Below are 14,501 nucleotides of genomic sequence, written 5' to 3'. Positions count from 1 at the left end.
CCTTATGCAGAGGGCTCGACGCGGTGCAGAACTAACATGAAAGTTCGCAACTCTTCCGATGGTGTCGACGATGCGCCGCACAGCCTGTCGCTGCGGCCGCTGGCTGTGGCACTGCTGTACCTGGGTCTCACGCCGACCGTGGCGCAGACGCTGCCAACCGGCTTCAGCGCCATCGCGGGCAGCTTGAGCGTCGCCCAGCCGAACGCTGCCACGATGAACATTCACCAAAGCACTACCCGAGGCATCGCGCAATGGAGCACCTTTTCCATCGGCGCCGGCGCGACGGTCAACGTCGTGCAGCCGGGGGTGAGCAGCGTCCTGCTCAATCGCGTGGTGGGCAACGAGCTGTCGACCATCGCGGGCAGCCTGCGGGCCAACGGGCAGGTGTTCCTCGTCAATCCGAACGGCGTGCTTTTCAGCAAGGGATCGTCGGTCACCGTCGGCGGCCTGGTGGCGTCGACGCTGGACATCTCGAACGCCAACTTCATGGCGGGCAAACAGCTCGTGTTCGAGCGCATGGACGCCAACCAGGCCACGGTCGTGAATGCGGGCAGCATCACCGCGAGCGAGGGGGGCACCGTGGCGCTGGTCGGCGCGCAGGTTCGCAACGAGGGCTCGATCGATGTCGCGCGCGGCTCGATCGGCCTGCTGTCGGGCCGCAAGGTCACGATGGATTTCGATGGCGACGGGCTGACCACCTTCCGCGTCGCGGCCGATGCGCTCGGCAGCGCGGCCTCGGTCGAGAACGCGGCGACGGGCCAACTCACCGCCGACGGCGGGCGCGTGGTGATGGTGGCCGATGCGGCGTCGATCGGCGCGCGCGTGGTCAATCAGCAGGGCACGGTGCGCGCGCGTTCGCTGTCGCAGCGCAACGGCGAGATCGTGCTGGGGGGCGGATCGGCCAACGACGTGCATGTCACGGGTGTGCTCGACGCCACCGGCCCGTCGGCCGGGCAGCGTGGTGGCGGCATCGACATTGCCGCGCAGCGCGTGCTGCTTGATGGCGCCACGCTCGACGCCAGCGGCGCCGCGGGCGGCGGCGACATCAAGATCCACGCGACCGACATGGGCGCCGTCGTCGGCGCTTCGGTGCTGCGCAGCGATGCGACGCAGGAAGGCGATGGAGGACGCATCGTCGCGTTCGGCGACGTCGGCCTGCGGGCATGGGGCCAGTTCTCGGCGCGCGGCGCGGGCGCTTCGGGCGCCGGTGGATTCATCGAAACCTCGGGTGGAGCGTTGGACCTGGCCAACGTGAGCATCGACGCCGGCGCAGCCTCGGGAATCGCGGGCCGGTGGCTGATCGACCCGTTCGACATCGTGGTCCTCCACACGCCCGATGGCGGGCCGCCGGCATCGGAGCTGAAGTTTCCCTTCTCGGCCCCCGGGCCCCTGCAATCGGCCGTCTACGACTCGACCATCAACACCGCCCTCCAGGGCGCCAGCGTGACCATCGACACCGGCAAGCAGGCCGCCGGCACGGCCACGGACGGCCAGATCAGCTTCTTCGACAACGTCGCCATCAACTACACGGGCACCGAAGCGCGCACGCTCACCTTCAACGCAGCGCGCGACATCACCTCATCGCCCGCGGCCCCGCCGCAGATCCAGGCGCTCAACGGGCCGCTCAGCGTCAACCTGAACGCCGGCGTGGGCTCGGGCCTGGGCGGCTCGATCCTGTTCTACGGCAGCATCGACACCAAGGGCGGCAATGTTTCCATCAACGCGCCGGCTGCCACCGCTGCCTTCAACAGCAAGGTGGCCACCACGACCACCGGTGCCAACCTGACGGGCGGAAACATCGCGACCCATGGCGGCAACGTCAGCATCGTCGGCCAGGCCCGGGCGCGGGAGTTTGACCCAGGCGTGGTGGTCGGGGTCGCTGCATTCGTCGTCGACCCCAATCCCCCCGCCGGCACGCGTTTCGGCGTCGAGCTCAATAACTACAGCATCGATGCCGGCAGCGGGAACATCTCGGTGCGCGGACAGGGCTTGGCGGCCGAGGGTGCCTTTCCCACCGGCGAACCGACAACCGGCGCCGTGATCCTGCGCAATGGCGCGCAGCTCGTCACCACCAGCGGCAACATCGAGGTGTCGGGCTCGACCAATGCCGTCAACGCGCAGAGCGGCCTGATCATCACGGTCGCCGCCGTGGAGGGGCCCGAGTCCGGCATCAGCACCGGGTCCGGCAACGTGACGCTGCGCGCGCTTGCGCCGGCAACGGTCGATGCCATCGACATCGGCGGGTCCGTCAGCAGCAAGAGCGGAATGATCAATTTGCGTGCGGGTTCGGTCACCACGGGCGGCGGCACCTCGGACGCCAACGCGCAAGCGATCACGCTGGGCGGCGCGGGCAACGGCTTCGTCGTCGATGCAATCGAGTTCGATCTTCTGTCTGCTCCGGTGGTGAGTGTCGGCGCTGGCGCCTTCAGCGGCTTCACCGGCAACATCGCGCTGGCCGGGCAGGTCAATTTGCCGGACCGCGTCACGCTCGAGACCCAAGGCGGGTCGATCTTCCTCGGCGCACCTGTCGTGGCGGGCTCGCTCGCGCTGCTCGCGGGCGGCAGCATCACGCAGACGGCGGCCATCACCGCCGACAGCGTCATGGCCAGCAGCGCCAACGGCAGCGTGCGGCTACTGAATGCGAACAACCAGGTCGGCACGCTGGCCGGTTTCGCGAGTAAGGGTGCCTTTGAATTCCTCAACACCGGCGCGCTGACCGTCGGAACGGTCCCGTTCCAGTCTGCCGCGGGGACGCCGGCCTTCGGCATCGGGGTCCAGGCCGTCGACGTCGGCCTGGCGTCCTCGGGCAATCTCACGATTGCGAACAACGTGTTCGCGGCCGAAAGCCTCGGCCTGCTGAGCGCCGGCAGCATTGCGATCGGTGCGGACATCGGCGGCGCCGACGTGCGGCTGGCCGGCGTCAACGGAATCGCGCAGAGTTCCGGCGGCATCGGCGCGACGAGTCTGGTCGCGATCGCACCGGGAGGCGATGTGAGCCTCACTTCGGCCGAGAACAAGGTCGGCACGCTCGCAGGGCGAGCCGCGGGGCGTTTCGACTTCCTCGACGCCGACGGCCTGATCGTCGGCAACATTCCTGTCGTTCCGCCGCCGCCGCAGGACGAACTTCCCGTCTTCGGCACCTTCCCACCTGCTCCCACGCTCGCTTCTGCCCTGCAACAGGTGATCGGCGCGAACGGCGTCACGGCCAACGCAGCGCGCGTGCGGACCGTGAACGGCGACCTGACCATCGCGTCCGGCATCGCCGCCGGCCAGGGCGCCCTGCTGCAAGCCGACGGGGCCGGCAGCCTGGTCCTGCACGCCGGCGTGCAGGCCAAGGACATGGCACTGCTGGCCGGGGGCAGCGTGCTGCAGTCGGGGCCGGGCGCGGTCGCGGCGACCCAGCTGTTCGCGAGCGGACAAGGTGGCAACGTGACGCTGCTCAACGCGGGCAACCTCGTGGACACCATCGCGGGAAGCGCCGGCAACGGCTTCGACTACGCGCAGGCCGGCGCGCTGAAGATCGGCAACTTCGCCGGCACCGATGCCTTGCAGCCGGTGACCGGCAGCGGCATCAGCGGCCCCAACGTGCGCGTCGAGACGCAGGGCGCCGACCTCACGGTCGAGGCGCCCGTCATCGCAACCGGCAACGCGATCCTGCAAACGCTGGGCGCCGGCAATCTACAGCTTGCGGGCGCGCTGAGCGCGAACAACCTCGTGCTCGGCGCCGCCGGCAGCATCACGCAGATCGTCGGGGTCGGCGGCGCGCCCAAGCCCGGCACTGCCCAGCTCCAGGCGCCGGGCGACACGTCGCCGCTGACCGCCTCCAGTCTGCTGGCGGTCTCGAGCACGGGCGACGTGTCGCTGGTCAATCCGAACAACCGCGTCGGCACCATCGCGGGCAGCGCACCCGGCCGCTTCGACTATGCCGACGCCGATGCGCTGACCGTGGGCACCGTGACGGTCTCGGACCGGCAGCAGACGCTGTCCGCCACCGGCATCACGGCGAACACAGTGCGCGTGCGCACCTTCACCGAGGACCTCACGCTGGCGGCCGGAGTGACGTCCACCGAGGCCGACCTGATCGCCGGCGCGCGGTTCCAAAATCCAGCGGGTGCGGGTGCTCCGGGCGGCGGCACCTGGCGCATCTGGGCCGACACCTGGGTGGGCGAGAACCGCGGCGGGCTGGTCGGCTCCGGCATCTTCCCCAACTACTACAACTGCAGCTTTGGCGGTCCGTGCGGGGTCACCGTGCTGCCTGGCAGCAACCATTTCATCTATGCGCAGCAGCCAACGCTCACGGTGGAGATCGGCAGCGGGATCCGTCGCGCGGCCTTTCCAAATCCGCCGGTCGGATTCAGGATCGCCGACGGCCTGATCCTTGGCGACAGGGGCGTCGGCGTTACCGGGGTGGTCGACGCGCTCCCGGACGCGTCGCGTCCGCCCGGCACCTACGCCATCGGCGGCCGCTTCGCTTCAGCCGAAGGCTATGCCATCAACGTGGTGCCCGGCCGCTTCGTGATCGAGGACTTCCCGTTGTTCAAGCTGCCGGACGTGGTGCGCGACATGCCCACCACTTGGCTATATGACCGCAACATCGGTCAGCAGGCGCCGATATGCCTCGCGACTGGGCCGCTAGAGGGCGACCGCGCGCAGCAGGGCGCCGACGTGCTCGCGCGCGAATGGTCACGCGTGCGCTCGCGGCCGAATTTGACGAGCTGCGTCGATATGGAGAAGCGCAACGGCTGCGCGGATTTCTGACGCCACAGCCATGGCTGACCTCCAGTTCCTCATCAAGAGCGATTCGCCGGCCAGCGCCGATTTGATGTTCTGGCGCGTCATCGGGCATGAGGCGCTGGCCCGGCCTTCGATGTACGAACTCACGGTTCTCTCCAAGAACAGGGCGATCGCCGCGGGGGACATCCTAGGCCGGGCGTTCGACGTCACCATGGAGTTCGAGGATGCGGACGGCGGCAAGCACGAACGGCATTGCCACGGGCATGCGGTGCGCTTCACGCGCGCGACGCAGGTCGGTCGCTTCTTCGAGTACCGCATCGTTCTGCGGTCGTGGTTCTGGCTGCTGACCAAGCGCAGCAACTCCCGCATCCTGCAGGAAATGCCTGTGCTCGAGGTCCTTGATGCGGTGTTCGAGGACAGTCCGATCAAGCGCTTCAAGAAGACCAAATCGGACAACGTGATCGGGACGCATGCGCCACACCGCTACTGCGTGCAGTACCAGGAGAGCGACTACTGCTTCCTCTCGCGCCTGATGGAGGAGGAGGGCATCTACTACTGGTTCGACGCCCACGAGAGCCCCGGCACCATGCACCTGTCGGACACGAGCGACATGGCACATGAGAAGCTGCCGGTGACCGACACTTTGACCTTCGCTGCCGAGTCCGGGGGCGAGGCGCGCTTCAACGAGATCGTGCGCTGGGTCAGCATGCATCAGTTCGATACCGGCAAGTTCGCCTCGCGCGACAGCGATTTCAAGGCCATCACCAAGCAACTCAGCGCCGACAAGGGCGATCCCGACACGCATGAGCTCGCAGACCTCGAGACCTTCGAATTTCCGGGCGGCTACTACGACGGCGACGACACCGACAACATCGCACAGGTGCGGCTGGACGAACTGGTCGGCCGTCGCCATCGTCACTGGGCCCTGACCGGCTGGCCTGACGTCGCGGCCGGACGAAGCTTCAAATTCGAAGGCGACCCCGACGGAACGCGCGACGGCGACTACATCATCGCGGCTTGCACATTCGTGGTCAGCCACCCCGGCTACGAGAGCCTGGACATGGTCGATCCCGAGCGCTCGGTGGGCAGCGTGCTGCAGGAAGCATTGAATGATGATCCCGTCAATGCCGATACGCGCACGGTGCTGGAGGATCTGATCGCCGGCACCCCGACGCTGCGCCTTGGGCCGCGCGGGACAAGCGCGTTTCTGCTGACCGTCATGCCGTCGGAGATGCCGTGGCGGCCGCCACGGCTGACGGCGCGCAGGACCATGCCCGGTCCCCAGACGGCGATCGTGGTCGGAAAGCAGGGCGAGGAAATCTGGACCGAGAAGTACGGCCGCGTGAAGGTTCAGTTTCACTGGGACCGGTATGGCAAGCGCGACGAGAACAGCTCCTGCTGGATCCGGGTGTCCCAGCCGTGGGCAGGCAAAGGCTGGGGCTCGGTCAGCATCCCGCGCATCGGGCAAGAGGTCATTGTCGATTTTCTGGAAGGCGATCCGGACCGGCCGATCATTGTCGGAAAGGTCTACAACGGCGACAACATGCCGCCCTATCCATTGCCGGGCGACTGTGTCGTGAGTGGGTTGAAGACCAACACGCACAAGGGCAAGGGTTACAACGAGATGTCGATGAACGACACGGCAGGCAAGGAGAAGATCACCATTCATGGTCAGTACGACATGAATACGACGGTTCAGCATGACCAGACGACCACGGTCAAGAACAATCGCACGGACCATGTAATTGTCGACGATGCCTTGAACGTCGATGCGAACCGCACCATGCACGTCAAGGGCAAGCTGTCCGAGACGATCGACACCGGGCAAGAGATCACGGTCAGCGCAGGCTACAAGGAAACGATCACGGGCGGCGCCACAAGCACGATCAGCGGCGGCCTGACCAGCACGGTGAACGGCAAGTCGGACACCACGATCACGGCCGGCAAGAAGCTGACCGTGACGGCTGGCTTCGACGAAACAGTAACTGGCGAACGCAAGATGACCGTTACCGGGCCCATCAAGCAAAGCGCCAGCGCCACGCTCGACATTCACGCGAGCGCGGCAGGTACCTACACCTCCGAAGCATCGCTCAAGTTCGCGGTGGCGGGATCCGTCATCGAAATCACGCCAAGCGCCATCACCATCAGCTCGGCCGGCTCGACCATCAAGGTAGATGCCGCAGGAGTCGCGATCAGCGGGCCGAAGATCTCGCTCAACGGCTAGTGCAGTCATGGCACTCAATCCCGTTGAGCGTCGTCTTGTCGACCTTCGCCAGCACTGGGAGGCGTTCCGCGCCGACCAGTCGAAGCGCCTCCTGGTCTGGGAGGTGCCAGACAGCGCCACGCGCATGCTCCAGTGCTTCTTCGAGGCGCAGAAGCACGAATCGGAATATGCAACGGGGGATCTCTTCGTTGTGTTCGATGCACCTTTCGCCAATTCGATCCAGTATGCCCGGGCGTTGAAGCAAGCGCTCGCGGGCCAGTACGAGGCCAGCCGCGAAGCGCTCGACGCGCAGGGCATCACCGCCGACTGGCAGTTCGATCCGCAGGACTACCCCGATTCCGCGAGCGGTTTCCTGGGTGGCCTCCGTTCATTCGGCTCGGGACACCATGCGCACATCGGCCATCTAGTCGCCGTGTTGATGCCCGAGAGCGTTGCCGACGATCGCGCCTGGGCATCGTGGCTGTCGCGCGCGCTCGATGCCGGTCCACCGGAACGCTTGAGGCTGGCCGTGATCGATTCCATTGAGGCGCCGCGTCTCGCAGGATTGAGCGCCAAGGCGCGCGAACTCACGTATGTCGATGCGCCGAAGATCGACGCATTGGCCACGGCACAGGAAACCTTTGCGCAAGAAGCGGTGCCAGGCCCGGTTGGCGTATTTCGCAACTACCTGATCGGCCTGGTCACGCTGGTCGAAAAAGGATCGGCCGACCAGGTCAAGGCGAAGGCAGCGGATGCCGTCGTGTTCGCCCGCAAGCAGAAGTGGGCCGACCAGGAGGTGGCGGTCTCGATGCTGTTCGCGGGCGCGTTGCTCAAGGAAAAACGATTCGATGAATCAGCCGAGGTGTATCGGCATGCCCGCCAACTAGCGCTGAAAGCGGCGGCTGTCGGCCACCCGGTCGGCCGGCAACTTGTGCTGCAGACCTGGTTCGGCGAGGCCGGCGTCCACTTGGCCGCGGGCGCCGTGCCCGATGCCGCGAAATGCTATGACCAGGCGGCCGCCATCGCCCAGCAGATCCCCAACCTCGTTCTCGCGATCGAAGCGCTTCGCATGGGTGCATTTTGTCACGCGCGCGTGCGCGAAAGCGAGCTCGCGACAGAGCGTGGATTCCAGGCGCTGAGCGTCGGCGAGCGACTCAAGCCGGATGCGCGCGCGATCACCACGTTGCCGCTGGCCGCGATGGATTTGCTTCGTGTCATCGACCCCGAGCGCGTCGGCCTGATGGAAGGCATCAAGCAGCGGCTCGATGCCCGTGTCGAGGCGTCGGGCGCAGCCGCCGAAGCCCGGGCGGCGGACCTCGAGAACAGCAGCGACGCTGAACAGTTTCGTGCGGTGGAGAAGGATCTGGCACGCGAAATTGAGCATGGCGGGCGAGAGGCCGCGCAAGAACTCGACGCGGTGGCGGCAGATGGCAATGAGCAGTTCGTCGACGTCTTTTCTTATGCGCGCGAGCTGATTGGACCTCAGTGGCCGCTGGGGACCGCCTTGGCCTTGCCGGCCGCTCCGCGGGCAGGCGCGTCGGCGTGCATCGACGGAGTCGCTGCATCATGATGCCCGCAGCCAAACACGGCGATCCGCAGCTTGGCGTGGACATCCATCTGTGCGTCGTGCCGCCCTCGCCGTCACCCGTGCCGTTGCCGACGCCGCACATGTCGATCGTGTTCGACCCGTTCGACTACGTGCCGTATCTTGGCGCTACGGTCACCGTCTGCGGGATGAAGCGGGCGACCGCAGGCACCAATGCGGTGGTGGTGCATATCCCGCCCGGCTTCCCATTCGCGCCCAAGCTGCCCGACAAGGATGACGAACTTTTCATGGGCAGCGCGACCGTGGTCGCGGATGGCGATCCGTTCTCGTTCATCGGGGTGCCGGTGCTGGGCTGCCAGGTGGCAGGCATGATCAGCCCGCCGCGGCTCAAGAAGAAGGGGAAGAAGCTGATGCTTCTTCCGACGACCTTCAATCTCGCGATCCCGACCACCGTTTTCGTCGGTGGTCCGCCGACGATCTCGCTGATGGGCATGGCGTCGAAGCTCGGCTTTGCGGCCTTCGGCAAGTTCCTGAAGTCCAAGTTCTTCAAGCGCATCCGGCAGAAGCTTTTCGGGCACATGAAGCCCGGCTTCCTCAAGTGCCTGATCTTGCGCGCCGAGCCCGTGAACATCCTGACGGGAGAGGTCTCGATTGAGCAAGAGGACTTCACCCTTCCCGGGCGTATTCCGATCCAGTGGACGCGCAGCTACGCATCGGGCAATCGCCGCAGGGGCCTTTGCGGGCACGGCTGGGAGAGCCCCGCCGACGGCCGCATCGAGATCGATGCAGACGGCGTGTCGATGCACTATCCGGGCGTGGGCCCGCTCCACTTTGCGCAATTGCCCATCGCGCAAGGCGAGGCTGGGGCCGAGCTCGAGCTAATGGACGGCGCACTGCTGACCGACCACGGCACCGAATTCCGGGTGCGGACCAAGGAAGACCGCATCTACCATTTTCCCAAGGAGCTGGTCGCTGCCAACGCCGAGGAGAGGCCGGAGCTCGCGCTCGGGCGCATCTCCGATCTCTGCGGCAACTGGCTCGAGTTCGAGCGTCGACAGGGCTGCCTCATTGGCATCAATGAATCGGCGGGCCGGCGCATCGACATCGTCCTGGAAAACAACCTCATCCGTGAGGTTGCGCTGTACCTGCCAGAGACAGAAAGGCGTCACACATTCATCCGCTTGGAGCATGACGTCGAAGGTGATCTGGTGGTGGTCCGCGATGCGCTGGACAACGCATACACCTTCGCTTACGACGCGCATCACATGGTGCGCCATACGGATCGCAACGGCCTGTCGTTCTACTACGATTTCGACCGGCCTGTCGAAGTCGACTGGCGCGTGGCGCACGCCTGGGGTGACGGCGGCTTGCACAACTACCGATTCGAATACCTGGATGCGCTGAACGAGCGCCGCATCACCGATTCGCTGGGCCATGTTTCGATCGTCAAGCTGGACGAGAGTGGATTGCCGATCTCCGAGATCGATCCGCTCGGCGGCATGACGGTCTATGAATACGACGACGTCGGACGCACCACCGCGGTGGTGGACCCGGCCGGACGCCGCACCGAGTATGCCTACGACGAACGCGGCAACTTGCTGAAGCTGGTGCGCCCCGATGGCGCGGCCATCGCTACCGTGTTCGACGAGGCCGACAAGCCCGTGACGGTGACCGACCCCAACGGCGCGGCGTGGCAGCAGCGCTTCGACGCCCGAGGTCTGCTGCTGCAACAGGTATCGCCACTCGGATATGTCAGCCGTTATGAATACGGCCACCACGGCCAGTTGCTGGCCTTCGTCAATCCGCGCGGCGCACGCACCGAACTGCGCTACGACGCGGAGGGGCAACTGGCGCAGATCAACGATGCCCTGGGCCATGCCACGCTGTTCGCTCACGACGTGCTGGGCAACCTCGTGGCCAAGGGCGACGCGCTCGACCGTCGCACCCAGTTTCGCTACGACGCCAAGGGCCGGCTGATCGCGGTGAAGCTGCCATCGGGATCGGTGGTGCAGTGCGGCTACGACGCAGAAGACAACCTCACCGAATACATCGACGAGAACCGCGCCATCACGCGGCTGGAGTACTTCGGCCAAGGCGAGATCGCCCGCCGTATCCAGCCCGACGGCCATCAGGTGGAGTACCTTTACGACACCGAAGAGCGGCTGATCGGCGTGCGCAACCAGCGTGGTGACGTCTACCAACTCAAGCGCGACGAACTCGGACGCATCGTCGAAGAGATCGACTACTGGGGCCAAGCACGGGGCTACAGCTACGACGGCAGCGGCTATCTGGTGGCCAGCCAGGATCCCCTGCGCCGGCGCATCGCCTATGACTGCGACCCGCTCGGGCGCGTCGTGAAGAAGACGTTTGCCCACTCCTTTGGTGGCGAGAAGCCGTGGGAGGAAAGCTTCGCCTACGACGCCAACGACAACCTGGTGGCAACAGCCAATGCGCATGTGGCGGTGACGCGAGAGTTCGACGCCGAAGGCCGGCTGCTGAAGGAGGTGCAGGCGCACACGGAGGGACAGTGCTTCACGATCGAAAACGCGTACGACGAAACCGGCAACCGCACTCGGCGCAGGACCGACCGCAGCACAGGGCCCGGCCATGTGACCGAATACGACTACGACCTGCTCGACCAGGCGATCGGTGTGCGCATCGACGGCGGCCCGCCGATGCGCATGCAGCGCGACGCGGTGGGGCAGATCCTCACCGAGGAACTGGCGCCGGGGTTGACGCGTCGCTACGGGTACAACGCCAACGGCCTGGTGACCGAGCACGCAGTAGCGAAGGACGGCAAGGCGCTGTTCACCACCCGCTACGAGCACGACGCCGCCGGTAACCTCATACGGCGCGACGATAGCCAGTTCGGCGTGGACCGATATGTGTACGACCCGATGGGCCGGATCCTGGAACATACCGACCCGCACCAGCAGCTGAATCGCTTCTTCAACGACCCGGCGGGTGACCGGTTGGTGACTCAGGTCATTGGATCGGCGGAGCAGCCGACGCAGGCCTCTGGGGTGGGCGATACCTGGCGGCGCGAGGGGGAATACCTGGGAGTGCGATATCGGTTCGACCGAGCGGGAAACCTGACGCGGAAGGCCGACGCGGACAGTCGCCTGGACCTGGCCTGGGATACGAACCAGCGGCTGATTGCGAGCCGCCGCACGACCCGGGAGGGGGCGAAGGTCACGACGTATGGGTACGACCCGCTGGGCCGAAGGTTGTTCAAGGAGACCGAAGGCGACAGGACGTGGTTTGGGTGGGATGGGGCAGCCATGGTCTGCGACGTCATTGGTGATCGGGGCCGGGAATGGGTCTACAGGGCGGGTACCTTCGAGCCGATGGCCTTGATCTCCCATGGCCTGTCGGTGACCTGGTTGGCATGCGAGCCGAATGGGCGACCGAGCCGAGGCATGGATGCCGGCGGCCGGCTGGTGTGGCGTGGCCACGGGGCAAGCAGCGAATCGCCGGTGACCGAACCAGTTAGGTCGGTCGATGTGCCGCTAAGGTACCAGGGGCAGTACGCCGACCGCGAAACTGGGCTTTATTACAACCTCTATCGCTATTTCGACCCCGGGATCAACCAGTTTTTGTCTGTCGACCCCTTGGGGCAGTCCGCCGGCCCCAACGTCTATGGTTATGCACCGAATCCCTTCGGCTGGATTGACCCGTGGGGGCTGAAGAAATGCAACATAAATCCCGCGACCAAGAAGGCGTTGCAAGCGGCAAAGCCGTCGTCGATGGTCAACCCTCACATGCATCACATCGTGATGGAGGGCGCGTTCTCGCATTGGAAGAAGGAGAACCGGGAGCTTGTAGAAAAGGCCCGCGACATCCTTAGCCATCATGGCATCGATCTGCAGGGCGGCGCGAATGTCAAATGGGCCCAGAATTCAGGCCATTCGATCGATTATGCGAAGAAGGTATTGAAGGAACTAGAAAGCGCCAGTCCTCTTGGAAAGCAAGCGGTCGTCGACAAATTGGACGAAATCGGTACCCTGCTCGGCAAGGGACTTTTCTAGGTACAGAGATGAATGCAACAGAAGTATCGAACGAGGTGCGCAAGGCGCTCTATGAGGCAGTGTCCGCTGGTGACTTAAGGACCATCCACGAGGTGCATCGCAGTTGTCCAAGGGCGCTTGAGCAAGGGTGGACAGGCGGCGACTCGCCGGGATACCTGCACCTTGCGGCCAGAAAAGGGCAACTGGCCGTTTGCGAGCTGTTGATTGAGTTAGGGCTCGACGTCAATCGGCCAGCCGCAAGCAGTGGTGGCTCGACGCCTTTGGAGGAGGCTGCGACGGCCGGGCACTTGTCTACGGTGAGGTTCTTGATCGAAGCCGGTGCGTGGGTCGACGGACCGGCGGAATCGGCGTCAACGCCGCTGATGGGTGCTGCAATGGAGGGATACGTCGAGATCGCGCAGCTCCTGGTCGATGCCGGTGCGGACATCCACCGCGAACACCTTCGGCTCCCCCAGACCGCGCTCGACTTCGCGAGCCTCTATGCAATGAAGGGCGGCGGGCAGGCCGCAGTCGCCGAGTATCTTCGGGGAATGGGCGCCCAGCGCCCATATCTCGAAAGGCATGACTGGTCCGATGTTCCGCAGCAACCCTACATCGAACACATCGAACGCAGCATGCAGGGATTTGCGAATCCTCGTGCGCTTGCGCTGATTGACAAACCGGACGGAACATCGGTGATTTTGCGGGCCATCCGAATACCTGCAAAGTACGAATTCCAACTGATCTTCTCTGCTGGCTTGCAGCCGGGAAAGACGGAGGTAGGCTTGATATTGCCCTCCTCGTGGCCTCTCAATCGGGCGAGCTTGCAGCTGTCTCTAGTTGCCGATCCGATTGCACGCCTGAGCGCGGTGGTGCGAGCAGGCCTCGACGGGCAACCGCTGCACCATGGCGCATTGTTGACAGGCGAGCAACTTCCACTTAACGACACCGGCTCACGTCTCGGGCCATGGGTGTTAAGCCTTCATTCGGCATTGGAAGCCGAGCGTGAAGGCGACACTGCCATCGCCCAGACCCTTCTTCTGGTGCCATGTCCCGCAAAGAAGCCACCGAGGACCTCTGCGGAAGCAATGGCGTTGACGGATCGGCTCATGCGCAAACCATGGAAGAGTTTGTTGTTCGCTGACGCACCAAGTTGAAGCCGGCGGCAGTGCCAAGGTCTTCACCGGCGGCCTATGGCGAAGCCCTGATCGAACGCCTGTCTGCGGACCTCTCGGCCCGGTTTGGCCGAGGATTCAGTCGACACAACCTGTGGCAGATGCGGCTCTTTTATACGGCCTGGCCTACAGCCCGCATTCACCAACCGCTGTCTGGTCAATCGCGCGCACGCCGAATTCCCCAGAGTCTGGAGAATCAGCCCTGCCCGAGAAACTCCAGACGGTGTCTGGAGCATTTCCCGATCCACCGCCTCCGGGTCGAGCGGCGGCCAACGCTCCACCAGCCCAAGCACCCCTTCTCCGAGGCACACGGCCATCACCGCTACCAGCGCCACCAACCAGATGGCGCATTCGAGGAAAGGCGCGGGGTCGCAAGCTCGCGCGCCCAGCAGCACCGCGCAGAGCAGGGCGCTTTGATGCCCCAGGCGGGCAGCGAGGCGGTGCCGTCCTCCGGGCGAACGATGACGAGCACGCCGGGCGGGACCGCGAGGGCGGCGGCCAGCCCGAGGGCGCAGCGCAGCGCCACGAGAGGCCGCAGCAGCGCGCGCCAGTCACCTTGCAGGCACCTCGATGCGGCGCTGGCACTCGTCACGGAGATCGAGGAAAAGGCCGAACGGTTGCGGGAGCAGCCCAAGCTGTATCGGCCGGGGTGCGTCAGCGGCACGCGCGAGATGGTGGTACGCCAAACTACGTGGTCGTGTATTCGGAATCAACGATTGCCGTGACGATTCTGCGCGTCTTGCACGCCGCACAGATGTGGCCGCCCGCACGTCCCTGATGGAATGTTGTAGCTCGGATTGATGCTCGACTCGAGCTCCAGCACGATGTCCATCAGG

At 65.2% G+C, this 14,501-nt stretch carries 5 protein-coding genes and 2 pseudogenes; all 7 read left to right on the top strand.

From position 1 onward, the window contains the following. Positions 1-36: 36 nt before the first annotated feature. The gene (locus ACSQ86_RS35775) at positions 37-4,758 is read left to right on the top strand and encodes a beta strand repeat-containing protein (protein WP_436310810.1); all 4,722 of its coding nucleotides are present in this window, start codon (positions 37-39) and stop codon (positions 4,756-4,758) included. Positions 4,759-4,768: 10 nt separating this feature from the next. Beyond that, entirely contained in the window at positions 4,769-6,958 is a 2,190-nt protein-coding gene (locus tag ACSQ86_RS35770; protein ID WP_436310809.1) for a type VI secretion system Vgr family protein, read from the top strand. A gap of 7 nt (positions 6,959-6,965) precedes the next feature. Continuing rightward, positions 6,966-8,507, top strand: coding sequence for a hypothetical protein (locus ACSQ86_RS35765; RefSeq protein WP_436310808.1), 1,542 nt, complete (start codon positions 6,966-6,968; stop codon positions 8,505-8,507). Beyond that, complete coding sequence (locus tag ACSQ86_RS35760; RefSeq protein WP_436310807.1) at positions 8,504-12,511, top strand: RHS repeat-associated core domain-containing protein; 4,008 nt, start codon at positions 8,504-8,506, stop codon at positions 12,509-12,511. The genes ACSQ86_RS35765 and ACSQ86_RS35760 overlap by 4 nt, the downstream gene beginning before the upstream one ends. An 8-nt stretch (positions 12,512-12,519) precedes the next feature. Continuing rightward, on the top strand, positions 12,520-13,647 hold the full coding sequence (locus tag ACSQ86_RS35755; RefSeq protein ID WP_436310806.1) for an ankyrin repeat domain-containing protein: 1,128 nt from the start codon (positions 12,520-12,522) through the stop codon (positions 13,645-13,647). Between the two features lie 11 nt (positions 13,648-13,658). Then, a pseudogene (locus tag ACSQ86_RS35750) lies at positions 13,659-13,766 on the top strand (DUF1016 N-terminal domain-containing protein); the annotation flags it as partial. A 468-nt stretch (positions 13,767-14,234) separates the two neighbouring features. Beyond that, positions 14,235-14,443: pseudogene (locus ACSQ86_RS35745) on the top strand (type II toxin-antitoxin system RelE/ParE family toxin); the annotation flags it as partial. Between the last annotated feature and the right edge of the window lie 58 nt (positions 14,444-14,501).

Source organism: Variovorax sp. LjRoot130, assembly GCF_964253755.1.
GTDB lineage: Bacteria > Pseudomonadota > Gammaproteobacteria > Burkholderiales > Burkholderiaceae_C > Variovorax.
This window is presented reverse-complemented; position numbering and strand designations above follow the sequence as displayed.